This window comes from Pseudomonas sp. DCB_BI, from assembly GCF_026240995.1.
GTDB lineage: Bacteria > Pseudomonadota > Gammaproteobacteria > Pseudomonadales > Pseudomonadaceae > Aquipseudomonas.
Genome location: NZ_JAPFCG010000003.1, coordinates 139,321 through 166,104, shown reverse-complemented (window position 1 = coordinate 166,104; position 26,784 = coordinate 139,321). Strand labels below are relative to the sequence as shown.

The window sequence follows — 26,784 nt, the reverse complement described above, 5'->3', positions numbered from 1 at the left end:
TACAGGTCAGACGGTCGCGGCGCGTTGGCGCCAGGCTTGGGAGCGGCGCAACAGGCCGCGTGAGGCTGCGGCCAGCAGCAGTGAAGCGCCGGCACTGGTCAGCAGGATCAAGGTGGACATGGCTGCGGCCCCCCCAACGTTGCCGGCGTCGTCCATGTTCAGCACGGCAACGGCAGCCAGGAGGGTGTCGGGGCTATACAGGAAAATCGCTGCCGACACGGTGGTCATCGCCGAGACGAACAGGTAGCGGATGATGTCCAGCAGGGCCGGCAGGCAGATCGGCACGGTCACCCGCAAAAAATGCTTGTACAACGGCGCCTTCAGCGACAGGGCGGCGGCCTCGAACTCGCCGTCGAGCTGGCGCAGCGCGGTGGTTGCGGTCATCTGCGCGGTTGTCAGGTAGTGGGCGACGGTGCACACCACCAAAAGCCCCATGCCGCCGTACAGCACATGCAACGGATTACCGTTGAGGTTGAAGAAGAAAACGTAACCCAGCCCCAGCACCAGCCCAGGCACGGCCATGGGGATGAAGCTGAGCAGGCGCAATGCCTGGTTGAGCAGCCGCTGGCCTTGGGTCTTCTCCATCAGGTAGGCACCGGTGAAGATCAGGATACTGCCGATCAGCGCGGTGCAGATTGCCATGGTCACGCTGTTGCGATAAGCCAGCCAGCCGCCGTCTGCGGTGTCCTCGAACAGGTAATGGCGCAGCGACAATGACAGGTTGTAGGGCCAGAAGGTGACCAGCGAGGAATACACGGCCATGCCAATCACCAGCAGCAGCGCCGCACACACCAGCAGCACAATCGCCAGGAAGCAGGCATCGCGGCCGCGCGACGGCTTGGGCTCGAACACCTGGGCGCGTCCGCTCATGGCCTCGCCCTGGCGCCGACGCAGCCAGGCATCGACGCTGAAGCTGAACAGTGCCGGGATCAACAGCACCATGCCGATCAGCGCACCACGCCCGAACTGTTGCTGGCCGACCACCGCCTTGTAGGCTTCCAGTGCCAGCACCTGATAGTCGCCACCGACCACAACCGGGACCCCGAAATCGGTGATGGTCAGGGTGAAGACCAGGCAGAATGCGGCGAACACCGCCTGGCGTGTGGCTGGCCAGGTAATGCTGGTGAACGCCCGGCCTGGCCCGGCACCCATGCTGGAAGCTGCATCGAACAGCCGGGCATCCGCTAGCGACAGCGCCGACAGCAGGATCATCAGCGCATGCGGGAAGGTGTAGATGGCCTCGCCCAGCACGATGCCCCAGAAGCCGTAGATGTTGTCGCTGAACAAACCACGCAACAGCCCCTGGTTGCCGAACAAATAGACCAGGGCAATGGCCGGCAGCATCGACGGTGCCAGCAGCGGCAGCAGCGATATCCCCCGCCACAGGCCTTTGGCCGGGATCAGCGTACGTTGCAGGGCATAGGCAAACAGGTAGGCCAGCGGCACCACGATGGCCGCGACGGTGAGTGCCACCGACAGGCTGTTGCCGAGCAACCAGTGGAAGGTGTCGCTGGCGAACAATTCACGGGCCGCCAGCAGGCCACCGCCCTGCCCTGCTTCAGCACTTAAGCCTCGCCAGAAGATCGCCAACAGCGGCAGCAACACCGCCAGCACCAGAAGAATCAGCAGCAGACTCTTGCCGCCGACGACGAACAACTGGTCACCCAGGGCGACGCCAGCACGCGGCGTGGCTTTGGCCTGGCTCAGCGGCAGGGACATTGGCGCGGCCATCTCAGGCAAACACCTGCAGGCTCTGCGGCGGCAGCGCCACCCAGATATCCTGCGAGCCCAGGCGCGGCATTGCCTCGGGGGACAGCTCGGCCATCAGGGAGTGGCCTGGCAGGGCCTTGAGCTCGAAGCTCATGCGGCAGCGGTTACCCAGGAAGGTAATCTCGCGGACCTTGGCCGGGAACAGGTTTTCTTCGTCCACCGCCGGGTTGACCGTGATTGCCTCAGGGCGGCAGAACAGCCTCCCGCTGCTGGCCTGGGCTGAGTCCGGGGCCAGGCGCATGTTCATGCCGCCGACCAGGGCATGGCTGTCACCGCTGCGCTGGAACGGCAGCCAGTTGCCTTGGCCGACGAACTCGGCCACGAACGGCGTGGCTGGCTGGTCGTAGATTTCCTGCGGGGTGGCGTACTGCTCGACCTGGCCGTTGTTCATCACCGCAATGCGGTCGGCCATCAGCATGGCCTCGTCCTGGTTGTGGGTCACCATCAGCGTGGTAATGCCCAACTGGCGTTGCAACTGACGCAGTTCGCTGCACAAATGCTCACGCACCCGGGCGTCAAGCGCCGACATCGGCTCGTCGAGCAGCAGCAGCGAAGGTGCCGGCGCCAATGCCCGGGCCAGGGCCACGCGCTGCTGCTGGCCGCCGGAAAGCTGGCCCGGGTATTTCTTTTCGCTGCCGGAAAGGCCTACCAGTTCGAGCATTTCCGCCACCCGCTGGCGGGCCTGCTCGCGGCCACTGCCGGTCAAGCCGTAGGCGATGTTGGCCTCGACCGTCAGGTTGGGAAACAGCGCATAGGACTGGAAAAGGATGCCGTAGTCACGCGCCTGGGGCGGCAGCTCGGAGATATCGCGCTCACCGATATACAGCGTGCCGCGGTCCTGACGCTCCAGGCCGGCGATGCAGCGCAGCAGCGTGGTCTTGCCACAGCCGGATGGGCCGAGCAGGCACACCAGTTCGCCGGCGGCGATGTCCAGCGAGACATCGTTGAGCGCAGTGAAAGCACCGAAGCGCTTGTGGATATTGTGCACTTTCATCGGTGCGCCGGAGGTGGTGGAGTGCATGGCAAGGCCTCATCGAAGAGATGGGCCCATGCTAGGAAGGCTGTGCGAACGTTCTGTGGCGTAAAGGCAAAAGCGGGTGATAGTGGTATAGGCAGATTTTGTATTGGCCTTGGTGGGCACGATCGCCGGCAGTCACGCCGGGGCTTTCAGAGATGCGAACCTGCAACTTCCTGCGCCACCCCCAGAAATGCCGCCGGTAACCGGGCTTGGCGTCGTTCTTTCAGGCAATACAGGTACTCGTGCATCACCGGTGCATTCTCCAGCGCCAACACCCGCAGCTCCGGGTTGTGCGGCACTTCATGCCGGGCTATCACGCTGATGCCAATGTTGCGCAGTACCGCCTCGCGGATCGACTCGCGGCTGCCAATTTCCAGCACAGTCCCTGCCTCGACCCCGGCCGCCTGCAACATCTGCTCAGTCAGCTTGCGCGTGGTCGAGCCTTTCTCGCGCATCAGCAGGCAATGCCCGGCCACCACCTCGATCGACACCGCTTGCCGACGCGCCAGCGGATGATTGCGGTGCACAGCCACCACCAACGGGTCAGTGCCCAGCACCCGCCGCACCAGCCGGGCGTCTTCCAGCAATTGCGACGAGGCGGCGATATCCACCCGGTAGTCCTCGAGCATCTCCAGCACTTGCTGCGAGTTGCCGATCTCTACCGCCACTTCCACCTGCGGCAGGCGTTCGCGGTAGATCTTCACCAGGTCAAGAATGTAGTAAGGCGCCGTGGCCGCAATACGCAGGCTGCCCTGAGCCTGGCCGCTGTTACGCAGTTCAAACTCGATGTCGGCCTCCTGCTGCAACAATGCCTTGACCATCGGCAGCAGGCGCACGCCCTCCTCGCTCAGCACCAGGCGCCGCCCGCCGCGGTAAAACAGCTCCACGGCGTACTGGCTCTCCAGGTTGCGAATCTGCGTGGTCACTGTGGGCTGGCTGAGGCCAAGCTTCTTCGCCGCCAGGGTGATACTGCCCAGACGGGCCACCATGTAGAAGGCTTTCAGCTCAGCACTCAGCATGCACGTCCCCTATTTGCGCAACAGGCGCAAGCCGTTGAACACCACCAGCAGGCTTACGCCCATGTCGGCGAACACCGCCATCCACATGGTGGCCATGCCGGCAAAGGTGATCGCCAGGAATATCGCCTTGATGCCCAACGCCAGAACGATGTTCTGCATGAGGATCGCCGCGCTTTGGCGCGACAGCCTGACGAAGGCAGGGATTTTCCGCAAGTCGTCGTCCATCAGCGCCACGTCGGCAGTTTCGATGGCTGTATCGGTACCGGCCGCCGCCATGGCAAAGCCGATCTCGGCACGGGCCAGCGCCGGTGCGTCGTTGATGCCGTCACCGACCATGCCCACCCGATGGCCCCGGGCATACAAAGCCTCAATGCTTGTCAGCTTGTCAGCAGGCAGCAGGTTGCCTTCGGCGCGATCGATACCCACCACGGCAGCGATGGCCTGGGCGGTATGCGGATTGTCGCCGGTCAACATGACCGTCTTGATACCCAGCTCATGCAGCTCGGCGATGGCCTGCCGGCTGCTGTCCTTGACCGTGTCGGCCACGGCGAACAGCGCCAACGGGCCAGAACGGTCGAGCAGCAGCACGACGGTCTTGCCCTGACGCTCCAGCGCATCCAGGCGGGCCTCCAGCTCAGGTGAGCACAGCCCCAGCTCCTCGACCAGGCGATGATTGCCCAGGTGGTAGACCTCTCCGTCGATGGTGCCGCGCACGCCACGCCCGGCCAAGGCCGCAAAGTCGTCAACCTCGCTAAAGGCCAGGCCCTGCGCCTTGCCGAACTGAGCAATGGCGCGGGATACCGGGTGATCCGAGCGCTCGCCCAGGCTGGCGGCCAAGGCCTGCGCCCGATCTTCGAACAGCGGCTGCAGAACCTTGGCATCCGTCTGTACCGGTTTGCCATGGGTGATGGTGCCGGTCTTGTCGAGGGCCAGGTAATCCAGGTGACGGCCGCCTTCCAGGTACACGCCGCCCTTGATCAGGATGCCTTTGCGCGCGGCAGCAGCCAGGCCGCTGACGATGGTCACCGGGGTCGAAATCACCAGGGCGCATGGGCAAGCCACCACCAGCAGCACCAATGCGCGGTAAACCCAGTCGAACCAGGCGCCGGCCATGAACAGCGGAGGGATGACCGCAACCGCCAAGGCTACGGCAAACACCGCCGGGGTATAGATGCGCGAGAAACGATCGACAAAGCGCTGGGTAGGCGCTCGCGCACCTTGCGCCTGCTCGACGGCCTTGATGATCCGCGCCAGGGTCGATTGCCCGGCAGCGGCGGTCACGCGAAATTCCAGCGCCCCCGCCTGGTTGATGGTGCCCGCGAACAGCTTGTCGCCCACCCCCTTCTCTACAGGCAGGCTTTCGCCGGTGATCGGTGCCTGATCGACGCTCGATTGCCCACTGGTCACTTCACCGTCAAGGCCAATGCGCTCGCCAGGGCGCACTCGCACCAACGCGTCGACGGCCACTTCACGCACCTCCACTTCGCGCCATTGGCCATCACCCTGCTGCACCGTGGCCATGTCCGGGGTCAATTGCATCAGCCCACTGATGGCATTGCGCGCGCGGTCCAGTGAACGTGCCTCTATCAGTTCGGCAACGGTAAACAGCACCATCACCATGGCCGCCTCCGGCCACTGGCCGATCAGTACCGCACCCGTCACGGCGATGCTCATCAGCGCGTTGATGTTGAGGTTGCGGTTTTTCAGGGCAATCCAGCCCTTCTTGTAGGTGCCAAGGCCGCAACCGAGGATCGCCACCAGCGCCAGGGCCGCCACCATCCACTCCGGTGCGAGTGCAGAAAAGTGCACGATTTCGGCGGTGATCGCGGCAATACCTGACAATGCCAGCGGCCACCAGCGGGTTCTGCCAGGTTGCGGCGCATTGGCACTGCCGTCGTCCTCGGCGCCAATAGGCTCGGCCTTCATGCCCAAGCTGTCGATGGCACGTTCGATATCGGCAGTGCCATTCAAGGTATGGCGCACGCCCAGCACGCGGTTGATCAGGTTGAATTCCAGCTGTTCGATACCCGCCAGCTTGCCCAGCTTGTCCTGGATCAAGGTCTGTTCGGTGGGGCAGTCCATGGCCTCGATGCGGAAACGGCTGAGCCGGGCATGGCTGCTGGAGTTTTCGCGAAGCTGCACGGTGGCGGACGCAGCGGCAGCGCCACAGCAACCGTGGGCGTGGTGGTCGTGCTTGTGTTCGTGGCTGACAGGCTGGTTCATGAGGTCATCCTTAAATTGAGCCTGTTGCCAAGTGAACACCCTGTAGCCACTATAGGGTCAAGCCACTTGTTGGAGATTGGGTGATGAAGATCGGAGAGCTGGCCAAAGCCACCGATTGCGCGGTGGAGACCATTCGCTACTACGAGCGGGAAAACCTGCTGCCAGAGCCGGCGCGCAGCGAGGGCAACTACCGGTTGTACACCCAGGCGCATGTGGAGCGGCTGACCTTCATCCGCAACTGCCGCACGCTGGACATGACCCTGGACGAAATTCGCAGCCTGCTACGCCTGCGCGACAGCCCCGACGACGCGTGCGGCAGCGTCAATGCGCTGATCGACGAGCATATCGAGCATGTTCAGGCGCGGATCGATGGCTTGGTGGCATTGCAGGAGCAGCTGGTGGAGCTGCGGCGGCGCTGCAACGCGCAGGGAAGTGAGTGCGCGATCTTGCAGCAACTGGAGACGAACGGGGCGGTATCGGTACCGGATACCGAACATTCGCATGTGGGGCGAAGTCACGGGCACTGAACCAGAAGCTTCGCGGGTGAACCCGCTCCCACAGGGCACTGCACATAACTAAGTCGTGCGCGGTGCCTGTGGGGTTCACCCGCGAAGAGGCCAGTTCAAACAATACAGACCTATCAGACCGCCATCGGCGCTGTCATCGGCGCATGGTGCTCATAGCCTTCCAGCCAGAAATCAGTCGGTTCGATCTTCTCCAGCCACTCCGGCTCATACTTGCCAGTCTCGGCAAATGCCGGAACACGGTCGCTGATCACCAGCTTCGGCGCTTCCAACGGCTCGCGCTTGAGCTGCTCGTTCAGCATGTCCAGGTGGTTTTCATACACATGGGCATCGCCTATGAAATAGGTGAACCAGCGTGGGGTATAACCGGTGAGGCGGCCGAACAGCGAGAGCAGCGCCGCGCCTTCAGTGAGGTTGAACGGCGTGCCCAGGCCCAGGTCGTTGGAGCGGATGTAGAGGGTCAGGGAAATCTCTTTCGTCTCTACATTCGGGTGGAACTGATACAGCAAGTGACACGGCGGCAGGGCCATTTCGTCCAGTTGCGCGCAGTTCCAGCCGTGGAACAGGATGCGGCGGCTGCCCGGGTCGTTGGCGATGGTGTCCAGGCACTGGCGCACCTGGTCGATGGCCTTGTACAGAATGACGAACGCGACGCCGTCCTCTTCGTCCTGTGCGATACGGCGGAAGCCTGCCTTCTCGGCCATTTCGATGGCGGCTGGGTTGCTCAACGGAATACGCTTGTAGCCCGGCCACTGGCGCCATTGCACGCCGTAGATCTCGCCCAGGTCGTCATGACCCTGGCGGAACGGGTTGGCCAGCCACTGGGCGTTTTCGTTGGCGTTCTGGTCCCAGACCTTGCAGCCCAGCTCGCGGAACTCACCAGCGTTCTTCACGCCACGCAGGAAACCGACCATTTCGCCGATTGCCGACTTGAACGCCAGCTTGCGCGTGGTAATGGCCGGAAAGCCCTTCTGCAGGTCGAAACGCAGCATGGCGCCCGGCAGGCTGATGGTGCGAATGCCGGTGCGGTTGCCCTGCAGCGTGCCGTTTTCGATAACGTCGCGGACCAGGTCCAGATACTGTTTCATGGCTTACCTGTAGCAAAAACGGCAGGGGATCGCCCTGCCGTGGGAATAATCAGGCGGGTTTCGCCGTGGGCTTGCGATTATAAGCCCACCAGATCAGGCCGAGGCCAGCCAGGATCATCGGCACGCACAGAATCTGACCCATGGTCAGCCAGCCCCAGGCGATGTAACCGAGCTGGGCATCCGGTACCCGAACGAATTCGACGATGAAACGGAAGATGCCGTAGAACAGCGCGAACATGCCCGACACCGCCATGGTCGGCCGCGGCTTGCGCGAATACAGCCACAGGATGACGAACAGTGCTACGCCCTCAAGGGCAAACTGGTACAGCTGCGACGGATGGCGCGGCAACTGCGCTGGGTCGCTGAACGGCGGGAAGATCATTGCCCATGGCACGTCGGTGGGCTTGCCCCACAGCTCGGCGTTGATGAAGTTGCCGATACGCCCGGCACCCAGGCCGATCGGCACCAGCGGGGCGACAAAGTCCATCAGTTCGAAGAACGACTTGTTGTTGCGCTTGCCAAACCACAGGGCCGCCAGCATCACGCCGATGAAGCCGCCGTGGAACGACATACCCCCTTTCCACACCTCGAAGATCAGCGTCGGGTTGGCCAGGTAGGCGTGCAGGTCGTAGAACAGCACGTAACCCAGGCGCCCGCCGACAATCACCCCCATCGACAGCCAGAACACCAGGTCGGACAGCTTCTCGCGGCTCCAGGTGGGGTCGAAGCGGTTCAGCCGGCGTGAGGCCAGCAGCCAGGCACCGCCGATGCCGATCAGGTACATCAGGCCGTACCAATGGATTTTCAGCGGCCCGATGGCAACGGCCACGGGGTCTATCTGCGGGTAAGGCAGCATGGAACTTCCTCTCGATTCAAATCAAAAAGCTGAGACCGACACAGAACAGCAGGGCTGCGAACAGGCGTTTCAACAAACGTGGCGACAGCTTGTGCGCCAGGCGCGCGCCGAAGCGGGCAAAAAACATGCTGGTCACGGCAATGCCGACCAGCGCCGGCAGGTACACGTAACCCAGGCTGTGGGGCGGCAGGTGCTCCTCATGCCAGCCCAGCAGCATGAAGCTGAGGGCACTGGCCACGGCAATCGGCAGGCCACAGGCAGAGGACGTTGCCACCGCCTGCTGCATGGGCAGGCTGCGCCAGGTCAGGAATGGCACAGTCAGTGAACCGCCGCCGATGCCGAAAATGGCCGAGGCCCAACCGATCACGCCGCCTGCGCCGACCAACGCGGGCTTGCCGGGGACGCCACGGCTGGCCTTGGGTTTGAGGTCCAGTGCCATCTGCGCGGCGATGACCAAGGCGAATACGCCAATGATCTTTTGCAGCAGCGGGCCCTGGATCAGCGAGGCGGTCTTGGCGCCGACACCCGCCCCGAGGAGGATGCCAAGGGTCATCCAGGCGAAGATCGGCCATTGCACGGCACCCTTGCGGTGGTGTTCACGCACGGCGTTGATCGAAGTGAAAACGATGGTTGCCAGTGACGTGCCGACTGCCAGATGGGTCAACACCGAAGCGTCGAAGCCCTGCAAGGTGAAGCTGAACACCAGCACTGGGACGATGATGATGCCACCGCCCACGCCGAACAGCCCGGCCAGCACACCGGCGCAGGCGCCCAACAGCAGATAGAGCACGAATTCCATTCGGCTTCCCCGAAAAATCAATCCGGCATGGTAACGGAACCCGGGCTCGGGGCTCTAGTGAACTCTGTGTCAGGATGGATCCGCCAAGCTGCTGTGGGTACAGTGACAAAAAACACAGAGGCCCGACCGATGTGCCTGATCGTATTTGCCTGGCGGCCGGGGCACACCCTGCCGCTGATCGTGGCGGCCAACCGCGACGAATTCTATGCCCGCCCTACCCAGCCCCTGGCGGCCTGGGAGGAGACGCCTGGGGTGCATGCCGGGCGCGACCTGGAGGCCGGTGGTACCTGGCTGGGGGTAGGTCCCCAGGGGCGCTTCGCCGCGCTGACCAACATTCGTGACCCGGGCCAGCCACCGGGGCCCCGCTCGCGGGGTGAACTGGTGGCAGCATACCTGCAGGGAGCGCTTGGGGTCGACGCGTACCTGGACCAGGTGGCCAGCCGCAGTGGCCAGTATTCGGGGTTCAACCTGTTGGTAGGTGACGAGCGGCAGCTGGGTTACCTGAATGCCCGGGACGCGGCGCCGCGCCTGCTTCAGGCTGGGGTGTACGGGCTGTCCAACGCAGGGCTGGATACGCCGTGGCCGAAGCTGGTGAAGGCGCGTAGCGGGCTTGAGGGCCTGCTGGAAACGCCGGACCCGGATCGGTTGCTGGCATTGCTGGCGGATAACGAGCCGGCAGCTGATGGTGACCTGCCCGAGACCGGCGTGGGGGTGGCGACCGAGAAATTGCTGTCGAGCGTATTCATCGCCAGCCAGAACTACGGGACCCGGGCGAGTACGGTGCTGATCGTGGATGATCTGGGACGAAGGCGGCTTATAGAGCGAAGTTTCGGGCCCTTTGGGGGGCATTTGGGCGAGGTAGAGTTAAAGGTTTGAGGGCCATGGGGCTGCTGCGCAGCCCATCGCGGCACAAGGCCGCTCCCACAGGGGTACGCGATCTCCTGTAGGAGCGGCCTCGCGCCGCGAAAGGGCCGCAAGCGGCTCCGAAAAATCAGAGGGTTTTATTGGCCCCTGGCCCGATCATCCGCGCCAACCCGAGGTTTTTCAGGGCCAGCTGCAGCGAGCTGTGGATAACCTGCGGGTTGTCATGGCTCAAGGCTTCGACCAGCAACTCCTTGGCCTTGCTCATGTTCACCTGCCGCAACATCCACTTCACCTTCGGCAGGTTGGTGGCGTTCATCGACAAGCTATCGAAGCCCATCGCCATCAGCAGGATTGCCGCCGCCGGGTCACCCGCCATCTCGCCGCAGATACTGACCGGCTTGCCTTCGCCATGGGCGTCGCGCACTACCGTGTTCAACGCCTGCAGCACCGCCGGGTGCAGGTAGTCGTACAGGTCGGCGACCCGCGGGTTGTTGCGGTCCACCGCCAACAAGTACTGGGTCAGGTCGTTGGAGCCGACCGAGAGGAAGTCCACTTGCCGCGCCAGCTCCTTGGTCTGGTACACCGCCGCAGGGATTTCGACCATCACGCCCACCGGTGGCATCGGCACATCGGTACCTTCGTCGCGCACCTCGCCCCAGGCGCGGTGAATCAGGTGCAGCGCCTCTTCCAGCTCATGAATACCTGAAATCATCGGCAGCAGAATGCGCAGGTTGTTCAAGCCTTCGCTGGCCTTGAGCATGGCACGGGTCTGCACCAGGAAGATTTCCGGGTGGTCGAGGGTGACGCGAATGCCGCGCCAGCCGAGGAACGGGTTTTCTTCCTTGATCGGGAAGTACGACAGCGCCTTGTCACCGCCAATGTCGAGGGTCCGCATGGTCACCGGCAATGGGTGGAAAGCCGCCAGTTGCTCGCGGTAGATGGCCAGCTGCTCTTTCTCGCTGGGGAAGCGCTGGTTGATCATGAACGGCACTTCGGTGCGGTACAGGCCGACCCCTTCGGCGCCGCGCTGCTGCGCACGGGCCACGTCGGCGAGCAGGCCGGTGTTGACCCACAGCGGCATGCGGTGGCCGTCCGGGGTGACGCACGGCAGTTCGCGCAGGGCATCCAGGCCCTGGGCCAGCTGGCGTTCTTCCTCGACCACGTCGCTGTACTGCTTGCGCAGCACTTCGCTCGGGTTGGTGAACACTTCGCCCTTGTAGCCGTCGACGATCAATTCGATGCCGTCGACCTTGGAGTATGGCAGGTCGACCAGGCCCATCACCGTGGGGATGCCCATGGCGCGGGCAAGAATAGCGACGTGGGAGTTGCCCGAGCCCAGGACCGAGACCAGGCCGACCAGCTTGCCTTCCGGCACTTCGCCCAGCATGGCCGGGGTCAGTTCTTCACTGACCAGGATGGTGTTGTCGGCATACACCAGCGACTGCGAGCGGGCTTCCTGCAGGTAGGCCAGCAAACGCCGGCCCAGGTCCTTCACGTCGGAAGCACGCTCACGCAGGTAGTCGTCGTCCATCAGTTCGAAGCGGTTGACGTGCTCGCCGACCACCTGGCGCAGGGCACCCTGGGCCCATTGGCCGGTCTTGATGACCTCGGTCACCTCGCCACCCAGCGCTGCATCTTCAAGCATCATCAGGTAGACATCGAACAGCGCCCGCTCTTCCGGGCGCAGCTGGGTGGCCAGCTTGGCCGACAGCTTGCGCATGTCTTCGCGCACGCCTTCAAGGGCGTTTTCGAACAGTTTCAGTTCGGCGTCGATATCATCGACGGTCTTGTCCGGCACCACCTCCAGGTCGGCCGGCGGCAGCATCACCACCGCACGCCCCACGGCAGCACCTGGCGAACCCGGCACACCGACGAAGCGCGCTTCCTGGATGCCCTTGCCCTGACGGCCCAGGCCCCGGATCGAGCCGGTGGCCTCGGCGTGGGCGATAACCCCGGCGAGCTGGGCGCTCATGGTGACCAGGAAGGCTTCTTCGCCCTCGTCGAACTGGCGGCGCTCCTTCTGCTGGATGACCAGCACCCCGACCACGCGGCGGTGGTGAATGATCGGTGCACCCAGGAAGGAGGCGAATTTTTCTTCGCCGGTTTCGGCAAAATAGCGGTAACGCGGGTGGTCGGCGGCGTTTTCCAGGTTCAGCGGCTCTTCCCGGGTACCGACAAGGCCCACAAGGCCTTCGTTGGGGGCCATGCTGACCTTGCCGATGGAACGCTTGTTCAGGCCTTCGCTGGCCATGAGTACGAAGCGGTTGGTTTCCGGGTCGAGGAGGTAGACCGAGCAGACCTGGCTGCCCATGGCCTCCTTGACGCGCAAGACAATGATCCCCAACGCCGACTTGAGATCTTTGGCGGAGTTTACTTCCTGGACGATCTTGCGCAGCGTATTGAGCATGGCTCGGGGTCGAACTCCGTCGTCAGTCGCGCGTCAGCAGACGCGGTGCTAGCTCTTTCAGGGCGCGCCGGTACACCTCGCGCTTGAATGTCACAACCTGGCCCAGCGGGTACCAATAGCTCACCCAGCGCCAGCCGTCGAATTCCGGCTTGCCGGTCAGGTCCATCCGCACCCGTTGTTCGTTGCTCACCAGGCGCAGCAGGAACCACTTCTGCTTCTGGCCGATGCACAGCGGCTGGCTGTGGGTACGAACCAGGCGCTGCGGTAAACGATAACGCAACCAGCCACGGGTGCAGGCAAGAATTTCCACATCATCGCGTTCAAGGCCAACTTCTTCGTTCAGCTCGCGGTACAGGGCATCTTCCGGCGTCTCGTCAGGGTTGATACCACCCTGGGGAAATTGCCAGGCATCCTGGTTGATCCGTCGAGCCCATAGCACCTGCCCGGAATCATTCGTGAGAATGATCCCGACATTGGGGCGAAAACCATCCGGGTCGATCACGGCAGCAACCTCGCAAACGCATGTCACCGCATTGTTCCACAAAGCTTGCGAGCGCAGCAACGCGCCCGCCAAGCTTATGTGCAGCTGCGTGAAAACTCCGTATTCTGCGGGCCTACCTTGTGGCTGATGCGAGTGACCGCGATGCGCCTGGCTTTATTCGACCTAGACAATACCCTCCTCGGTGGCGACAGCGACCATGCCTGGGGTGACTACCTATGCGAGCGTGGCATCCTTGACCCGGTCGCCTACAAGCAGCGCAATGATGACTTTTACCAGGAGTACCTCAATGGCACCCTGGACCTGCAGGCCTACTTGGCCTTTTCCATGGAGATCCTGGCCGCGACGCCTGTGGCCAGACTCGACGAATGGCACCGCGACTTCATGCGCGACTGCATCGAGCCGATCATCCTGCCCAAAGCCCTGGCCTTGCTGCAGCAGCACCGCGAGGCCGGCGACCAGCTGGTTATCATTACCGCCACAAACCGCTTCGTCACCGCGCCGATCGCCAAGCGCCTGGGTGTACGCGTGCTGCTGGCGACCGAATGCGAGATGCGCGATGGCCGCTATACCGGGCGTAGTACCGATATAGCGTGTTTCCGTGAAGGCAAGGTGACGCGGCTGGAGCGCTGGATGATGGAGAACGGCTTCGATCTTGAGGACAGCTACTTTTATAGCGACTCGATGAATGACTTGCCGCTGCTGGAGCGGGTTACGCATGCGGTGGCCGTTGACCCGGACCCAAACTTGCGGGCCGAGGCTGATAAGCGTGGGTGGCCGGTGGTTTCGCTCAGGGACTGAGATTCTCCTGCGCCGGCCTCTTCGCGAGTAAACCCGCTCCCACAGGATGCCGCACAAGGCCTGAAGGCAGCGCAATACCTGTGGGAGCGGGTTTACCCGCGAAGAGGCAGGTGCCGGCAACCCAGGACGCTCAGACCGGCTTGGCCCCCATCAGCCCGGCAATGGACAGGAAGCAGACCCCACTGAACACCGCCAGGGCCAGGGTAAACCGTAGCCCCACCACTTCTGCCTTGCGCAGCCGGTTCAACCGCACCAGCAGCCACCAGACGGCAAACGCGCCGAGTGTATAGATGACGCTGGAAGCCAGCACCCAGGTCTGCCCCAGCGGCCAACCGACAAGGTGCACCAGCCACCAGCCGGTGAACGGCATGCTCACCAGGCACAGCCCCATTAGCACCCAGACGAACACCAGCGGCCGCCGCAGCAGCTTGGCATAGGCCTCGGCATCGCCCTGGCGGCGGGCGCGCACGGTCCAGATCGCCAGGCCCAGAGCGCCCAGCAGCAGCAGGGCGGTGGCGATGATATGCAGGGTCTTGAGCGTGGTCAGGTGTTCCATGACGTCACATCCTTGAGCGATAAGCCAAGCGTAGACGCTCAGCCCAGGAACAGCTTGTAAGCCGGGTTCTCGGTTTCGTCCCAATAGGGGTAACCAATTTTGGCCAGCGCCGCCGGCACCAGGTGGCGCTCCTCCTCCGGCACCTGCAGCCCGGCCACCACGCGCCCGTCGGCCGCGCCATGGTTGCGGTAATGGAACATCGAGATATTCCAGCGCCCGCCCAGCTTGTTGAGGAAGTTGAACAACGCGCCCGGCCGCTCAGGGAATTCGAAGCGCAGCACCATCTCGTCACTGGCGCCGGCCGAATGGCCGCCGACCATATGGCGAATGTGCAGCTTGGCCAACTCGTTGTCGGTCAGGTCGGTCACCGGGAAGCCCTGATCGATCAGTTGCTGCACCAGCGCTGCACGCGGGTCGTTTTCGGGGTGGGTCTGCACACCGACAAAAATGTGTGCTTCGTCCGAAGTGTGCTTGCGGTAGTTGAATTCGGTGATCTGGCGCTTGCCGATGGCCTCGCAGAAGGCCTTGAAGCTGCCCGGGCGCTCGGGGATGGTCACAGCGATGATCGCTTCGCGCTTTTCACCCAGTTCGGCACGCTCGGCCACATGGCGCAGGCGGTCGAAGTTAACGTTGGCGCCAGAATCGATGGCCACCAGGGTCTGGCCGGCCACGCCGTACAGCTCGACATACTTCTTGATGCCAGCCACACCCAATGCGCCAGCAGGTTCGGTGATCGAGCGGGTATCGTCGTAGATATCCTTGATGGCTGCGCAGATTTCGTCTGTGCTGACGGTAACGACCTCATCCACGTGATGGCGGCAGATATCAAAGGTATGCTGGCCGATCTGCGCCACCGCCACGCCGTCGGCAAACAGCCCGACCTGCGGCAGTACCACGCGCTCACCGGCAGCCATCGCTGCCTGCAAGCAGTTCGAGTCATCCGGCTCTACGCCGATGACCTTGATTTCCGGGCGCAGGTACTTCACGTAGGCGGCAATACCGGCGATCAGGCCGCCGCCGCCCACGGGCACGAAGATCGCGTCCAGTTGGCCAGGGTGCTGGCGCAGGATTTCCATGGCCACGGTGCCCTGCCCGGCGATGGTGTGCGGATCGTCATAGGGATGGACGTAGACGAAGCCTTTTTCATCGACCAGTTTCAGCGAGTAGGCCAGCGCCTCGGGGAAAGAGTCGCCATGCAGCACCACCTTGCCGCCGCGGGAACGCACGCCTTCGACCTTGATCTCCGGGGTGGTCTTGGGCATCACGATGGTGGCCTTGATGCCCATTTCACGGGCCGCCAGGGCCAAGCCCTGGGCGTGGTTGCCGGCCGAGGCGGTGACCACGCCGCGGGCAAGTTCTTCCGAGCTCAGCTGGGCCAGCTTGTTGTACGCCCCGCGGATCTTGAACGAGAACACCGGCTGCAGGTCTTCGCGCTTTAGCAGGATCTGGTTGCCGAGGCGCTTGCTCAGCTGCCCGGCGCTCTGCAACGGGGTTTCGACGGCAACGTCATAGACGCGCGAGGTGAGGATCTTCTTGACGTACTGTTCGAGCATCGGGAAAGCATCACTGGGCCGCGGGACAAGGGCTGGGAGTCTACCCCAGCGCTACGTCGGGCGACCACAGCAAAGCCCTGCGAGCCGTTATACTAGGCAACTTTGAAACCGCCCCTGCCCCTTTCGGAGCCCGCATGACCCAGGACCAACTCAAACAGGCCGTCGCCCAGGCCGCTGTCGACTTCATTCTGCCCAAGCTGGATGAAAAGAGCGTTGTCGGCGTCGGTACCGGTTCGACCGCCAATTTCTTCATCGATGCCCTGGCTCAGCACAAGACCGCCTTCGATGGCGCCGTCGCCAGCTCCGAAGCCACTGCCCAGCGCCTGAAGGGCCACGGCATCCCGGTCTATGAGCTGAACAGCGTCAGCGAACTGGAGTTCTACGTGGACGGTGCCGACGAGAGCGACGCGCACCTGAACCTGATCAAGGGCGGCGGCGCGGCCCTGACCCGCGAGAAAATCGTCGCCGCGGTGGCCAAGACCTTCATCTGCATCGCCGACGCCAGCAAGCTGGTGCCGGTACTGGGTTCCTTCCCGCTGCCGGTCGAAGTGATCCCGATGGCCCGCAGCCACGTGGCACGCCAGCTGGTCAAGCTGGGAGGCGACCCGGTGTACCGTGAGGGCGTGGTCACCGACAACGGCAACGTGATCCTCGACGTGTTCAACCTGCAGATCACCAACCCGGTGGAGCTGGAAGCGCAGATCAACGCCATCGTTGGCGTGGTGACCAACGGCCTGTTCGCGGCGCGGCCGGCGGATCTGCTGCTGCTGGGTACCGCTGAAGGCGTGAAGAGCCTGAAGGCCGAGTAAAACCCTTCACGGGTAAACCCGCTCCCACAGGTACCCCACAGGCCTGGAACCGTGGCGATACCTTCTAGGAGCGGGTTTACCCGCGAATAGGCCCTGACAGGCGATCAATCAGTCGGCTGCCTGAACACATAGAACAGGTTCGGCTCACTGACCAGATAGATGGTCCCGGCCTCATCCATCGCAATCCCCTCCGCCTGCGGCACCGTCGCCTGCAACCCCTGGAAGCCCTTGCGCAACGACAAGGTACTCAACGGCCGCCCCTCGACATCCAGCTCAAGCACCAGCCGCGACTCGTCCGACAATGCCAGCAAATGCCCGCTGCGCTCATCGAACTGCAAACTCGACAGGTCCCGCACAAACAGCCGTGAATCGCGCTTGCGGTCCTGCACCACATGCACGGCGTAGGGTTTTTCCGGGGTGTCATGCGGGAAGCCGTGCACTTCGTAGATCAGCATCGGGTCACGCTCCTTGGCTACGAAAAGGCGCTTGCCAGCCGAATCATAGGCCAGCCCCTCGAAACCTTTGTTGCCGTTCAGGCCAATGCCCAGGCTGAGCTGCTCGGCATCGCCGGCATCGAGAAACAGCGTATCGTCGTCCAGGCGCACGCGGATCAGCCGCTGCTGGCGCTCGTCGGTGATCACGTAGCTGTTTGGCCCTACATACTCCACGGCTTCCGGGTCACCGAAGCCGGTCAGCGGTACGCGGCGTAAAATACGCCCATCCAGCGACAGTTCGATCAGCTCCGAACGGGCATTGGTGACGGTGAACAGGGTCTTGCGGTCGGGGTCGTAGGTCAGCGCCGATACGTCGTCATCCAGCCCTTCGATCGGCTGCGCCTCCACCACCACCCGGTAGCGGTCCAGGCCAATGCTTTGCTCGGCAGGCTGCCACCAGGTCTTGAGGTTGAACCAACCACGCTCGTACAGACGAAACTCCTGCCCGGCCCAGCCAAGCAGGAAAAGGCCGACAACGGCCACGGCAAGAAAAAAGCGAACGCAACGACGCATAAAGACAGACTCGACACAAGGATGGCGAATCTAACCACGAACAACTGAAGTAAAGCTTAATGCCAGCATCCGAAAAGCCTGAAACTGCTGTCAGTTTTTCCTGAAGCGATAGAACAACGCCGGCTCGCTGACCATGTACAGGTTGCCCTTGTCATCCATGGCCACTCCCTCGGCACGCGGAATGGTGTCATCAAGGCCATTGAAGCCGCCGAGCAAGGTCATGAAGCTGACCTGCTGGCCCTGCTCGTCCAGTTCCAACAGCATGTTGGAGTCGGCCGACAACACCAGCAGGTGGCCGGTGCGCGGGTCGACACCCAGCGCCGAAAGATTGCGCAGGTCGAGTTCATCGCTGGGCAGCGGCTGCTTGTCACCCTTGAGCGGGCTGCGGCCATCGGTGTTCCAGGTGTACAGCTTGGGCGGGCGCTCCTCGCCGATGATCAGGCGCTGGCGCAGTGGGTCCCAGGCTACAGCCTCGAAGCCCTTGTTGCTCTTTACCGACCGGCCCAGGTCGTAGCTTTTGAAGTCATCGTGATTAAGTGAAGCCGTTTGTGCATCCACCTTGACCAAGGTCAGGTCGTGCAGGCGCTCATCGGTGATGGCCAGGTAACCGTCTTCCAGCACGGCGACGCCTTCCGGGTTGTTCCAGCCGTTGAGCGGGATCTTGCGCAGTACATCGCCATCCAGATTCAGCTCGACCAGAAACGGGTTCTTGCCCATCACCGCGAACAGGGTGCGGGTGTGCGGATTGAAAGCCACATCCGAAGCTTCATCATCGTCCATGCCCGGTAACGCCTTGGCATTGATATCGACCTGGTAATCCGGCAACCACACGCTTTCGCTACGCTCGGCGGTGCTTTCGAAGCTTTCTCTTACCCACAGTGCACCGCGGTCATCCCAGTGCATGGCCACGGCCACGCCATAGCCGATCACTGCCGCCACGGCCAGGCCGAAGGGCCAGCGCAGGTAGAAACGACGCTTAGGGGTGACCGGGACGCTGGAGGAGGATGGCATGCGGTGATCCTGGGGAAATGGACGTAGGTGCGCGCATTATCCGGATGAGGTGTGAAAAATCGGTAAACAGGGCCGTCCTCTTCGCGGGCTTGCCCGCGAAGAGACCTGCCCGGTCTTGGCTCAAAGCACCCGGCTTTCGAAGCGGCTCACACCCGGCAGCTCGAGCACCAGTTCATCCCCGACATTGAACGGTCCCACGCCCGCCGGGGTACCGGTCAGGATTACATCTCCCGCCTGCAGTGAGAAATGCGCCGCCATGTGCTGAATCATCGGCACGATAGGGTTGAGCATCATCGCGCTGTTGCCGTCCTGGCGCACTTCGCCGTTCACGGTCAGGCGCACCGGGATGTCGGTCAGATCCTCGAAGCTGGCAGCCGAGACGAATGGCGGCAACACGCAGGCGCCGTCGAAGCTTTTGGCCAGCTCCCACGGCAGGCCCTTCTCTTTCAGCTTGGCCTGCACGTCGCGCAGGGTCAGGTCCAGCGCCGGGGCGTAACCGGAAATGGCGTCCAGGACCTCTTCTTCGGTCGGATGGGTCGACAGTGGCTTGCCCAGCAGCACGGCAATTTCTGCCTCGTAGTGCACCGAGCCGCGGTCCGCCGGGATCTTGAAACCGCCCTCGGCCGGCACCACGCAGCTCCCCGGCTTGATGAACAGCAGCGGCTCGGTGGGGATCGGGTTATCCAGTTCCTTGGCATGCTCTGCATAGTTCCGGCCGATGCACACCACCTTGCCCAGCGGGAAGTGGATGCGTGTGCCGTCTACGTACTGGTGCTGGTAACTCATGGCCGACTCCTTTGATTACTGCTTTTGTTCAGGAGCGAAGATCTTACCCGGATTCATGATGCCGTTAGGGTCGAACACGGCCTTTATTGCCTTCATGCAGGCAATTTCTTCGGCTGAGCGGCTGTAGCCCAGGTAGTCGCGCTTGGTCATGCCCACGCCATGCTCGGCAGAGATCGAGCCGTTGTAGCGCTCGACGATCTCGAATACCCACTTGTTGACCTTGGTGCACGAGGCGAAGAAGTCGTCCTTGCTCATGTGCTCTGGCTTGAGGATGTTCAGGTGCAGGTTGCCGTCGCCGATATGGCCGTACCACACCACTTCGTAATCCGGGTAATGCTCGGCGACGATGGCATCGATATCGCGCAGGAACGCCGGTACCTTCGATACCGTGACGGAGATGTCGTTCTTGTACGGGGTCCAGTGCGAAATGGTTTCCGACAGGTACTCGCGCAGCTTCCACAGGTTTTTCAGCTGGGTCTCGCTCTGGCTCATCACCCCGTCCAGCACCCAGCCCTGCTCGACGCAGTGCTCGAAGGTTGCCAGGGCCTGGTTGGCCACTTCCTCGGTGCTGGCTTCGAACTCCAGCAGGGCATAGAACGGGCAGTCGGTCGCGAACGGCGCTGGCACATCCCCACGCGCGAGGATCTTGGCCAGGCCTTTGTCGGAGAAGAATTCGAAGGCAGTGAGGTCCAGCTTGCCCTGGAAAGCGTGCAGCACCGGCATGATCGAGTCGAAGTCCGGCGTGCCCAGCACCATGGCAGTGAGGTTGCGCGGGGCGCGGTCCAGGCGCATGGTGGCCTCGACCACGAAGCCCAGTGTGCCTTCGGCGCCGATGAACATATGGCGCAGATCGTAGCCGGTCGCGTTCTTGATCAGGCCCTTGTTCAGCTCCAGCAACTCACCCTTGCCGGTGACCACTTTCAGCCCGGCCACCCAGTTGCGGGTCATGCCGTAGCGAATCACCTTGATCCCGCCGGCATTGGTGCCGATGTTGCCGCCTATCTGGCTGGAGCCGCTGGAAGCGAAGTCCACCGGGTAATACAGACCTTGCTCTTCAGCGTAGGCTTGCAGCTGACGGGTGATCACCCCAGGCTGGCAGACCACGGTGCGGTCGAAGGCATTGAAGTCGAGAATCTGGTTCATATAGTCGAAGGCGACCACAACCTCGCCATTGGCCGCCACGGCGCCCGCAGAAAGCCCGGTGCGCCCGCCCGACGGCACCAGCGCCACCTTGTGCGTATTGGCCCAGCGTACGATCGCCTGGACCTGCTCGACCGTCTTGGGCAGGACGATGGCACTGGGGGCTGGCGGGTAATGCTTGGTCCAATCCTTACCGTAGGCTTCGAGAGAAGCCGCGTCGGTCAGGACCTTGCCAGGGTCGACCAGGGTCATCAGTTCTTCAATAACAGCGGGGTGGGTCATCGCTGGAACTCTCGACTTATTCATAGTCACCCTGAGCACTCTTCACCTGTCGGGATAAGCTCAGATTGTGTCGCGTATGCTAGCATAGCCCTCCCGCTGTTCATGCTAAGGCTGCCCTCGCGCCTGGCATCACTCCTCGCCATTTTTTCTCCGGGATACAGGTTTACGCAGATGAGCAAGACTTCTCTCGACAAGAGCAAGATCCGGTTCCTTCTTCTTGAAGGTGTGCACCAGAACGCGGTCGATACCCTCAAGGCCGCCGGCTACACCAACATCGAATACCTCACTGGTTCGTTGCCGGAAGCCGAGCTGAAGGAAAAGATCGCCGATGCCCACTTCATCGGCATCCGTTCGCGCACTCAGCTCACCGAAGAGATCTTCGACTGCGCCAAGAAACTGGTCGCTGTGGGCTGCTTCTGCATCGGCACCAACCAGGTTGACCTGGCAGCTGCCCGCGAGCGCGGTATCGCCGTGTTCAACGCGCCTTACTCGAACACCCGTTCGGTAGCCGAGCTGGTGCTGGCCGAAGCCATCCTGCTGCTGCGCGGCATCCCTGAGAAAAACGCCTCCTGCCACCGTGGCGGCTGGATCAAGAGCGCGGCCAACTCGTTCGAAATCCGCGGCAAGAAACTGGGCATCGTCGGCTATGGCTCGATCGGTACCCAGCTGTCGGTACTGGCCGAGAACCTGGGCATGCAGGTTTATTTCTTCGACCCACTGACCAAGCTGCCGCTGGGTAACGCCGTACAGGTCACCAGCCTGAACGAGCTGCTGGGCCTGGCCGACATCGTTTCGCTGCACGTGCCTGAGCTGCCATCCACCCAGTGGATGATCGGCGAGAAGGAAATCCGTGCAATGAAGAAGGGCGCAATCCTGATCAACGCCGCCCGTGGCACCGTGGTCGAACTGGACCACCTGGCCGCCGCCATCAAGGACAAGCACCTGATCGGCGCTGCCATCGACGTGTTCCCGGTCGAGCCGCGCTCCAACGACGAAGAGTTCGAAAGCCCGCTGCGTGGCCTGGACAACGTGATCCTGACCCCGCACATTGGTGGTTCCACCGCCGAAGCCCAGGCCAACATCGGCCTGGAAGTGGCCGAGAAGCTGGTCAAGTACAGCGACAACGGTACCTCGGTGTCCTCGGTCAACTTCCCGGAAGTGGCCCTGCCGGCTCACCCAGGCAAGCACCGTCTGCTGCACATCCACGAAAACATCCCGGGCGTCCTCAGCGAGATCAACAAGGTCTTCGCCGAGAACGGCATCAACATCTCCGGTCAGTTCCTGCAGACCAACGAGAAAGTCGGTTACGTGGTAATCGACGTTGACGCCGAGTACTCCGACCTGGCGCAAGAGAAACTGCAACAGGTCAAGGGCACCATCCGTTCCCGCGTCCTGTTCTAAGTTTGCTTGCTGCATGAAGAAGGGAGGCCCTGGTGGCCTCCCTTTTTTCATTTCACTTCGACAGTGATTTTCTTCGACTCGACGCTCGGCTTGAACGGCACGTGGTACCGGTCACCCAGCACCAGCTGCAGGGTGTGCTTGCCCGGGGTCAGGGTGATGCTGGTTTCAGTCTGTGCCTTACCGAAGTGCAGCACCTGCGGGCCTGCTGGCAGTGCGGTGCCGGCCTCTGGCATCAGGCTGGTCGGCAGCGGCATGTCGGCTACCGGCTCTTTGTCCACATCCACCAGCAGGTGGTGATGGCCAGTGTGCGGGGTCTGGTCACCGGCCGGCTTCAAGCCCATGCCCTCGATGCCGAACTTGACGGTAAAGGTCTTTTCGACCGTAGCGCCATCGGCGGGGGAAACGATGACGACCTTGGCATCCTTGGGCGGCTCCTGGCTCTTCAGGGCGTCTGCGGCACTGGCGACCACCGACACTCCCATCAGCAGACCGGCTACGGCAGCACGCGAAAATAGGCTGTTCATTCACTTCTCCTGTGATTCACTTATTGACCGCCGCAATAGTCCAGCGGCAGCGGTGTTTCACCTTAGTTGAAATATTCGCCAAGGTGTTCACATTGCCTGACAGAAATATTTCCGTCAGGGTTAAACAATGCCGAGGCTTCAGGGTCATAGGCTGCGCTCGACCATGGCGAGGAAGAAAGCCGTGGCGAAAGTTATTCATCTGCGAAAAAAAGGGGCATTCATGCGTTCGACCATAGGGGTACTGCTGGCAGTACTGATCAGTCCATTGGCCCAAGCGGAGCTGATCGACGAAATCGCCGACCGGGGTGAACTGCGCATTGCCGTACAGGCCAACAACCAGCCTTACGCCTTCAAGCAAGACGACCACCTGACCGGTTTCGACATTGAGTTTGGCCAGGACCTGGCCAAGGAGCTGGACTTGCGCGCCGAGTTCGTCGAGGCCGCTGCAGCCGATGTGCTGCCCGGTGTCGAAAGCGGCAAGTACGACATCGCACTCACACCGTCTATTGAATCGCTCACCGTTGACGGCCCGCTCGATGTGAGCCAGCCGTTTGGCGAGCAGAAACTGGTGATCCCGTTCCAGAAGGACAACCCGGCTTTTGAAAGTGCAGTGAACAATGCCCTGCAGCGGTTGAAGGACAGCGGCCGCACTGCCGAGCTAGAGCAGAAGTGGTTCAAGGGTGTGCAGGAGACTGCAGCCGGGCAGTAAGATTCTTATCGCCTGTACTGGCCTCTTCGCGGGGGTGCGTGCTATCCCCGTGGGAGCGGGCTCACCCGCGAAAGGGCCGGCACAGGTTTAACCTGAAAGCTCAGCCAGGGCCCGCTGCGCCTGTTCCAGCTCCAGCTCGCTGAACACCTGCACCCCCGCCCGCCGCAGCAATGCCGTGGTCACCCCTTCACCCGTCACCTTCACCCCACTGAACGTGCCGTCATAGGTCAGCCGGTTGCCACATGAAGGGCTGCCCGACTTCAGCACCGCGACGCCAATTCCATGCCGCCGCACCAGCTCCAGCGCCAGCTGCGCACCGGCCAGAAACTCGGCAGTGACATTTTCACCCGTCACGGTAATCACCTGCGCGTCACCATCAAGCACCTTGCCGCCCTGCCCACCCGGGATCTCCGCTGGCGGGCGCGGGGTCGGCAACCCCCCGGCGACTTCCGGGCACAATGGCACCACGCGCCCTTCGGCCTGCCACTGCTGCAACAGGTCTGGGTGGCCACTGGCACGGCCGTCATAGCGCACCGGCTGCCCCAACAGGCAGGCACTGACAAGCACCTTGGGCAAATCAGAACGGGTCATTGCCCCGCCGCCTGAACCAGCCGGTCAACGATAGCCGTTCGCGCCCGGCCGGCAGTACTTCGTGAGGCACCTCGCCCGACAGGAACACCACCAGGCAACCCGCCACCGGCTCGACATCATGCTCGATACCGTCCGCGAGGAACATGCGCAACTGCCCGCCATCCTGCGGCTGCCAGCCCTCGTTCAGATAAAGCACCGCCGAGACCATGCGCCGGTCGTCGTCGCGAAAGCGGTCCAGGTGGCGGCGGTAGAATGCCCCCGGCGGGTACAAGGCAAAGTGGCACTCGAAGTCTTCCAGACCGAGGAACAGCCCCTGGTTGATGGCCTGGCGCAACTGGTCCATGGCGCCCAGGTACTGGTCGCAAGCCTCGGCCTGCCCGGGGTCGATCCACTGGATCTGGTCGCCGCGAATGGTCTCGCGCACCTCCTGGGCATCACCGCGCCCCACCCCGGCCGGGTTGAGTTCGCCTTCGGCGTCACGGCGCCGGCACTCGGCCGCCAGCGCGCGCACCAGGCCGCCAGGCAGGAAGAGCGCCTGCTGGGACCAGCCATGGGTGGCCAAATCGTCTACGACGGCCGCAAGCATCGGGTTTTCAGGGGAAGTGTGCATGGCGCGCATCATATCCATTCGCCTTGTCGGCGCACAGCGCCACTTGGCCGAGAAACACGCGGATATCTCGACAAACCGGCGCCGGGCCAAGGACAATAGCCACCTGCCGACAGGAGTCCTGAATGCGCCGTCTGTTTTCCCTGATTCTGCTGATGATCTGCACCACGCCTGTCTGGGCAGACAACCTGGATCAACTGTACAAGGCTGCCGGCTGGCCCGACCAGCGCGCCCACTTCAACGATGCCCTGACCGCCGCCCAGCAGCGCTATCGCAACAGTTTGCCACCCGCCGTGTACCAGGCGCTGGTCAACAACAGCAACCAGCGCTTCCAGGCCCAGGCGGTGGACCGTCGCGCCCAGGCAAAACTGCGCGCCAGCCTGGCCAACCCAGCACCGGCCCTGGCGTTCTTCCAGTCGCCTCTGGGGCGCAAGGTGGTGGCGGCCGAGCTCAAGGCCACGCGCAAGGACGAACTGGCCAAAAATGCCAAGGGCCTGCCGAAAATCCAGGCCAGCGACGACCGCCTGCTGGTCATCGGCCATCTGGCCCAGGCCCTGCCAGCACGTGAGGCCGGTGCCGAAGTCAGCCTGGCCATTGCCGGCGTGGCCGCCGACAGCCTGAGCTCGATGATCCCCGGCCTGTTCGGCGGCGGTCAGGCCCAGGGCCTGCTCGACGGCCAGCGCCAGCGGTTGATGGGGCAGATTGGCGAAGACCTCAACAACACCCTTCTCTACGTCTACCGCGACCTGACCGACGCCGAGCTGGAAGAGTTCGCCACTTTTGCCGAATCCCCCGACGGCAAGGCCTATTACCAGGCTGCCTTGGCCGCTGTGCGTGCCGGCCTGGCGGTTGGCCAGAGCAGCAACGACCTGAAGTGATCAGCCAAGGTGCTGGTCGATGAAGTGGAAGTAGCGCTGGCGAATGCCCGGCAGCTCGTTGGCCAGATGGTGACGCGCTTCGGGCAGCATCAGTATCTGCGGCTCGGCGAATTTGGCCTTCAGCACTTCAAGGTTGTAGGGCCAGTCCACCGTACCATCGGCCTCACCCTGCACGATCAATGGCCGCCGCGTACTGCGTGGCGCGGCCTCGATGCGTTTGACCCAGGCGATCAAGGCGCCCACCCAGGCGGTTGGTAGCCGGCGCGGTTGCAGCGGGTCTGCCTCAAGAAACGGCAGAAAGGCCGGATCGTTGGTGTTCTCGCTGAAGCGCCGCTCGATGCCGTTGACGAAGTGGCGCAGCACGCGATAGCTGAACTTCGACCAACGCCAGGAACAAGGCCGCACCAGCGGGGCCAGCAGGATGACCTGGCCATCGACAGGGCTGCGCGCGCCCTGGTACAGCAGATGATCCACGGCAATCGCGCCGCCGGTGCTTTGCCCGCACAGGTGCCACGGGTGCGGTAGCTGCAACGTACTCGCCTGGTAGAACAGGGCCTCCAGCACCTGCTGATACACCGCAAAGTCACTGATACTGGCGCGCTCGCCGCTGGACAACCCATGGCCGGGCAGGTCGCAGCTGACTACCGCAAAACCCTGCTTGAGCGCCCACTCGATCACGTGCCGGTACAGGCCCATGTGGTCGTAATAGCCGTGCAACAGGAACAGCGTCGCGCTTGGCTGCTCGGGCAGCCATGCCTGCGCGACCAGGTCGAACCCCGCGGCCTGAAAGCTGCCCAGCCAGCTGTGTGCCGGCAGGTTCAGGCCATAGAAACGCTGGTAGTCCTGCGCTTGTGCCGACAGAGGCTGGCGAGTGGTGAACGGCGCCAGGCTGGTGCGCAGGCGGTCGGGGTGAAAGGCAGGGGGCATCGGGTACATCCACATTGATGCAAGTATTGATCTGGAATCTTCAGCTCTGGCCGGCGCCATGGCAAGCTTGCTCACCTTTGCACAATCATCACCGATCAAACTGTTGGATCAACTGTCTTGCACAAAGCCTGCTCC

The 26,784-nt window shown here is 62.9% G+C and carries 26 protein-coding genes; 7 read left to right on the top strand and 19 right to left on the bottom strand.

Annotation, left to right across the window (positions count from 1 at the left end; genetic code table 11):
* Positions 1-6: 6 nt before the first annotated feature.
* The 4 genes from OO258_RS04745 to OO258_RS04730 form a co-directional block, all read right to left on the bottom strand.
* Positions 7-1,731: a putative 2-aminoethylphosphonate ABC transporter permease subunit gene (locus tag OO258_RS04745; RefSeq protein WP_266029033.1), complete on the bottom strand. Its 1,725-nt coding sequence runs from the start codon at positions 1,729-1,731 to the stop codon at positions 7-9.
* Position 1,732: 1 nt separating this feature from the next.
* Positions 1,733-2,791: a putative 2-aminoethylphosphonate ABC transporter ATP-binding protein gene (locus OO258_RS04740; protein WP_266029032.1), complete on the bottom strand. Its 1,059-nt coding sequence runs from the start codon at positions 2,789-2,791 to the stop codon at positions 1,733-1,735.
* Positions 2,792-2,937: 146 nt separating this feature from the next.
* Entirely contained in the window at positions 2,938-3,807 is an 870-nt protein-coding gene (locus OO258_RS04735) for a LysR family transcriptional regulator (protein ID WP_266029031.1), read from the bottom strand.
* A gap of 9 nt (positions 3,808-3,816) precedes the next feature.
* Complete coding sequence (locus OO258_RS04730) at positions 3,817-6,030, bottom strand: heavy metal translocating P-type ATPase (protein ID WP_266029030.1); 2,214 nt, start codon at positions 6,028-6,030, stop codon at positions 3,817-3,819.
* 83 nt (positions 6,031-6,113) lie between these two features.
* Between OO258_RS04730 and cadR the strand changes: the two genes are divergently transcribed.
* On the top strand, positions 6,114-6,557 hold the full coding sequence (cadR, locus tag OO258_RS04725; protein WP_010955676.1) for a cadmium resistance transcriptional regulator CadR: 444 nt from the start codon (positions 6,114-6,116) through the stop codon (positions 6,555-6,557).
* 113 nt (positions 6,558-6,670) lie between these two features.
* Here cadR and OO258_RS04720 read toward each other — a convergent pair whose 3' ends face one another.
* From OO258_RS04720 to OO258_RS04710, 3 genes are read right to left on the bottom strand one after another with little or no spacing between them, the layout of a single operon-like run.
* Entirely contained in the window at positions 6,671-7,642 is a 972-nt protein-coding gene (locus OO258_RS04720; protein ID WP_266029029.1) for a thymidylate synthase, read from the bottom strand.
* A gap of 49 nt (positions 7,643-7,691) precedes the next feature.
* Positions 7,692-8,498, bottom strand: a complete 807-nt coding sequence (gene lgt, locus OO258_RS04715; RefSeq protein ID WP_110747109.1) for a prolipoprotein diacylglyceryl transferase — start codon at positions 8,496-8,498, stop codon at positions 7,692-7,694.
* 16 nt (positions 8,499-8,514) lie between these two features.
* Positions 8,515-9,297 carry a sulfite exporter TauE/SafE family protein gene (locus OO258_RS04710; RefSeq protein WP_266029028.1) on the bottom strand — a complete coding sequence of 261 codons (783 nt, stop codon included), beginning with the start codon at positions 9,295-9,297 and terminating at the stop codon, positions 8,515-8,517.
* A 129-nt stretch (positions 9,298-9,426) separates the two neighbouring features.
* On the opposite strand from OO258_RS04710, the gene OO258_RS04705 reads away from it, so the two are divergent.
* Positions 9,427-10,173 carry an NRDE family protein gene (locus tag OO258_RS04705; protein ID WP_266029027.1) on the top strand — a complete coding sequence of 249 codons (747 nt, stop codon included), beginning with the start codon at positions 9,427-9,429 and terminating at the stop codon, positions 10,171-10,173.
* A 115-nt stretch (positions 10,174-10,288) separates the two neighbouring features.
* Here OO258_RS04705 and ptsP read toward each other — a convergent pair whose 3' ends face one another.
* Both ptsP and OO258_RS04695 read right to left on the bottom strand, forming a co-directional pair.
* The gene (ptsP, locus tag OO258_RS04700) at positions 10,289-12,568 is read right to left on the bottom strand and encodes a phosphoenolpyruvate--protein phosphotransferase (RefSeq protein WP_110747102.1); all 2,280 of its coding nucleotides are present in this window, start codon (positions 12,566-12,568) and stop codon (positions 10,289-10,291) included.
* Between the two features lie 22 nt (positions 12,569-12,590).
* The gene (locus OO258_RS04695) at positions 12,591-13,070 is read right to left on the bottom strand and encodes an RNA pyrophosphohydrolase (RefSeq protein ID WP_110747162.1); all 480 of its coding nucleotides are present in this window, start codon (positions 13,068-13,070) and stop codon (positions 12,591-12,593) included.
* 141 nt (positions 13,071-13,211) lie between these two features.
* Here OO258_RS04695 and OO258_RS04690 point away from each other — a divergent pair, with 141 nt between their 5' ends.
* Positions 13,212-13,868, top strand: coding sequence for an HAD family hydrolase (locus OO258_RS04690; RefSeq protein WP_266029026.1), 657 nt, complete (start codon positions 13,212-13,214; stop codon positions 13,866-13,868).
* Positions 13,869-13,998: 130 nt separating this feature from the next.
* Here the strand turns inward: OO258_RS04690 and OO258_RS04685 are convergent, their stop codons facing one another.
* The gene (locus tag OO258_RS04685) at positions 13,999-14,424 is read right to left on the bottom strand and encodes a DUF2269 domain-containing protein (protein WP_266029025.1); all 426 of its coding nucleotides are present in this window, start codon (positions 14,422-14,424) and stop codon (positions 13,999-14,001) included.
* Between the two features lie 38 nt (positions 14,425-14,462).
* A complete protein-coding gene (gene ilvA / locus OO258_RS04680) occupies positions 14,463-15,977 on the bottom strand; it encodes a threonine ammonia-lyase, biosynthetic (protein WP_266029024.1) in 1,515 nt (504 codons plus the stop codon).
* A gap of 134 nt (positions 15,978-16,111) precedes the next feature.
* Between ilvA and rpiA the strand changes: the two genes are divergently transcribed.
* Entirely contained in the window at positions 16,112-16,786 is a 675-nt protein-coding gene (rpiA, locus tag OO258_RS04675; protein ID WP_110747094.1) for a ribose-5-phosphate isomerase RpiA, read from the top strand.
* 104 nt (positions 16,787-16,890) lie between these two features.
* On the opposite strand, the gene OO258_RS04670 is transcribed toward rpiA, so the two are convergent.
* The 4 genes from OO258_RS04670 to OO258_RS04655 all read right to left on the bottom strand — a co-directional run bounded on the left by OO258_RS04670 (position 16,891) and on the right by OO258_RS04655 (position 21,012).
* Positions 16,891-17,793 (bottom strand): SdiA-regulated domain-containing protein, encoded by a 903-nt coding sequence (locus OO258_RS04670; protein WP_110747092.1) that lies wholly within the window; start codon positions 17,791-17,793, stop codon positions 16,891-16,893.
* Between the two features lie 90 nt (positions 17,794-17,883).
* The gene (locus OO258_RS04665) at positions 17,884-18,804 is read right to left on the bottom strand and encodes an SdiA-regulated domain-containing protein (RefSeq protein WP_266029023.1); all 921 of its coding nucleotides are present in this window, start codon (positions 18,802-18,804) and stop codon (positions 17,884-17,886) included.
* 120 nt (positions 18,805-18,924) lie between these two features.
* Complete coding sequence (locus tag OO258_RS04660; protein ID WP_266029022.1) at positions 18,925-19,590, bottom strand: fumarylacetoacetate hydrolase family protein; 666 nt, start codon at positions 19,588-19,590, stop codon at positions 18,925-18,927.
* 15 nt (positions 19,591-19,605) lie between these two features.
* Positions 19,606-21,012, bottom strand: a complete 1,407-nt coding sequence (locus OO258_RS04655; protein WP_266029021.1) for an FAD-binding oxidoreductase — start codon at positions 21,010-21,012, stop codon at positions 19,606-19,608.
* 171 nt (positions 21,013-21,183) lie between these two features.
* Between OO258_RS04655 and serA the strand changes: the two genes are divergently transcribed.
* A complete protein-coding gene (gene serA / locus OO258_RS04650; protein ID WP_110747083.1) occupies positions 21,184-22,413 on the top strand; it encodes a phosphoglycerate dehydrogenase in 1,230 nt (409 codons plus the stop codon).
* A gap of 47 nt (positions 22,414-22,460) precedes the next feature.
* On the opposite strand, the gene OO258_RS04645 is transcribed toward serA, so the two are convergent.
* Positions 22,461-22,937: a DUF4399 domain-containing protein gene (locus tag OO258_RS04645; RefSeq protein ID WP_266029020.1), complete on the bottom strand. Its 477-nt coding sequence runs from the start codon at positions 22,935-22,937 to the stop codon at positions 22,461-22,463.
* A 220-nt stretch (positions 22,938-23,157) separates the two neighbouring features.
* Here OO258_RS04645 and OO258_RS04640 point away from each other — a divergent pair, with 220 nt between their 5' ends.
* On the top strand, positions 23,158-23,646 hold the full coding sequence (locus OO258_RS04640) for a transporter substrate-binding domain-containing protein (protein WP_266029019.1): 489 nt from the start codon (positions 23,158-23,160) through the stop codon (positions 23,644-23,646).
* An 87-nt stretch (positions 23,647-23,733) separates the two neighbouring features.
* Here the strand turns inward: OO258_RS04640 and OO258_RS04635 are convergent, their stop codons facing one another.
* Both OO258_RS04635 and OO258_RS04630 read right to left on the bottom strand, forming a co-directional pair.
* Complete coding sequence (locus OO258_RS04635) at positions 23,734-24,237, bottom strand: DUF523 domain-containing protein (protein WP_266029018.1); 504 nt, start codon at positions 24,235-24,237, stop codon at positions 23,734-23,736.
* Positions 24,224-24,856, bottom strand: a complete 633-nt coding sequence (locus tag OO258_RS04630; protein WP_266029113.1) for a 2OG-Fe(II) oxygenase — start codon at positions 24,854-24,856, stop codon at positions 24,224-24,226. Before OO258_RS04630 ends, OO258_RS04635 begins: the two co-directional genes overlap by 14 nt.
* 113 nt (positions 24,857-24,969) lie before the next feature.
* On the opposite strand from OO258_RS04630, the gene OO258_RS04625 reads away from it, so the two are divergent.
* A complete protein-coding gene (locus OO258_RS04625; RefSeq protein WP_110743309.1) occupies positions 24,970-25,722 on the top strand; it encodes a DUF2059 domain-containing protein in 753 nt (250 codons plus the stop codon).
* Here the strand turns inward: OO258_RS04625 and OO258_RS04620 are convergent, their stop codons facing one another.
* On the bottom strand, positions 25,723-26,649 hold the full coding sequence (locus tag OO258_RS04620) for an alpha/beta hydrolase (protein ID WP_266029017.1): 927 nt from the start codon (positions 26,647-26,649) through the stop codon (positions 25,723-25,725).
* Positions 26,650-26,784 lie beyond the last annotated feature (135 nt).

Excerpts from the sequence above, each read along its gene's own strand:
- OO258_RS04745 (WP_266029033.1), bottom strand. The coding sequence starts at position 1,731 with ATGGCCGCGCCAATGTCCCTGCCGCTGAGCCAGGCCAAAGCCACGCCG.
- OO258_RS04740 (WP_266029032.1), bottom strand. The coding sequence starts at position 2,791 with ATGCACTCCACCACCTCCGGCGCACCGATGAAAGTGCACAATATCCAC.
- OO258_RS04735 (WP_266029031.1), bottom strand. The coding sequence starts at position 3,807 with ATGCTGAGTGCTGAGCTGAAAGCCTTCTACATGGTGGCCCGTCTGGGC.
- OO258_RS04730 (WP_266029030.1), bottom strand. The coding sequence starts at position 6,030 with ATGAACCAGCCTGTCAGCCACGAACACAAGCACGACCACCACGCCCAC.
- cadR (WP_010955676.1), top strand. The coding sequence starts at position 6,114 with ATGAAGATCGGAGAGCTGGCCAAAGCCACCGATTGCGCGGTGGAGACC.
- OO258_RS04720 (WP_266029029.1), bottom strand. The coding sequence starts at position 7,642 with ATGAAACAGTATCTGGACCTGGTCCGCGACGTTATCGAAAACGGCACG.
- lgt (WP_110747109.1), bottom strand. The coding sequence starts at position 8,498 with ATGCTGCCTTACCCGCAGATAGACCCCGTGGCCGTTGCCATCGGGCCG.
- OO258_RS04710 (WP_266029028.1), bottom strand. The coding sequence starts at position 9,297 with ATGGAATTCGTGCTCTATCTGCTGTTGGGCGCCTGCGCCGGTGTGCTG.
- OO258_RS04705 (WP_266029027.1), top strand. The coding sequence starts at position 9,427 with ATGTGCCTGATCGTATTTGCCTGGCGGCCGGGGCACACCCTGCCGCTG.
- ptsP (WP_110747102.1), bottom strand. The coding sequence starts at position 12,568 with ATGCTCAATACGCTGCGCAAGATCGTCCAGGAAGTAAACTCCGCCAAA.
- OO258_RS04690 (WP_266029026.1), top strand. The coding sequence starts at position 13,212 with ATGCGCCTGGCTTTATTCGACCTAGACAATACCCTCCTCGGTGGCGAC.
- OO258_RS04685 (WP_266029025.1), bottom strand. The coding sequence starts at position 14,424 with ATGGAACACCTGACCACGCTCAAGACCCTGCATATCATCGCCACCGCC.
- ilvA (WP_266029024.1), bottom strand. The coding sequence starts at position 15,977 with ATGCTCGAACAGTACGTCAAGAAGATCCTCACCTCGCGCGTCTATGAC.
- rpiA (WP_110747094.1), top strand. The coding sequence starts at position 16,112 with ATGACCCAGGACCAACTCAAACAGGCCGTCGCCCAGGCCGCTGTCGAC.
- OO258_RS04670 (WP_110747092.1), bottom strand. The coding sequence starts at position 17,793 with ATGCGTCGTTGCGTTCGCTTTTTTCTTGCCGTGGCCGTTGTCGGCCTT.
- OO258_RS04665 (WP_266029023.1), bottom strand. The coding sequence starts at position 18,804 with ATGCCATCCTCCTCCAGCGTCCCGGTCACCCCTAAGCGTCGTTTCTAC.
- OO258_RS04660 (WP_266029022.1), bottom strand. The coding sequence starts at position 19,590 with ATGAGTTACCAGCACCAGTACGTAGACGGCACACGCATCCACTTCCCG.
- OO258_RS04655 (WP_266029021.1), bottom strand. The coding sequence starts at position 21,012 with ATGACCCACCCCGCTGTTATTGAAGAACTGATGACCCTGGTCGACCCT.
- serA (WP_110747083.1), top strand. The coding sequence starts at position 21,184 with ATGAGCAAGACTTCTCTCGACAAGAGCAAGATCCGGTTCCTTCTTCTT.
- OO258_RS04645 (WP_266029020.1), bottom strand. The coding sequence starts at position 22,937 with ATGAACAGCCTATTTTCGCGTGCTGCCGTAGCCGGTCTGCTGATGGGA.
- OO258_RS04640 (WP_266029019.1), top strand. The coding sequence starts at position 23,158 with ATGCGTTCGACCATAGGGGTACTGCTGGCAGTACTGATCAGTCCATTG.
- OO258_RS04635 (WP_266029018.1), bottom strand. The coding sequence starts at position 24,237 with ATGACCCGTTCTGATTTGCCCAAGGTGCTTGTCAGTGCCTGCCTGTTG.
- OO258_RS04630 (WP_266029113.1), bottom strand. The coding sequence starts at position 24,856 with ATGCGCGCCATGCACACTTCCCCTGAAAACCCGATGCTTGCGGCCGTC.
- OO258_RS04625 (WP_110743309.1), top strand. The coding sequence starts at position 24,970 with ATGCGCCGTCTGTTTTCCCTGATTCTGCTGATGATCTGCACCACGCCT.
- OO258_RS04620 (WP_266029017.1), bottom strand. The coding sequence starts at position 26,649 with ATGCCCCCTGCCTTTCACCCCGACCGCCTGCGCACCAGCCTGGCGCCG.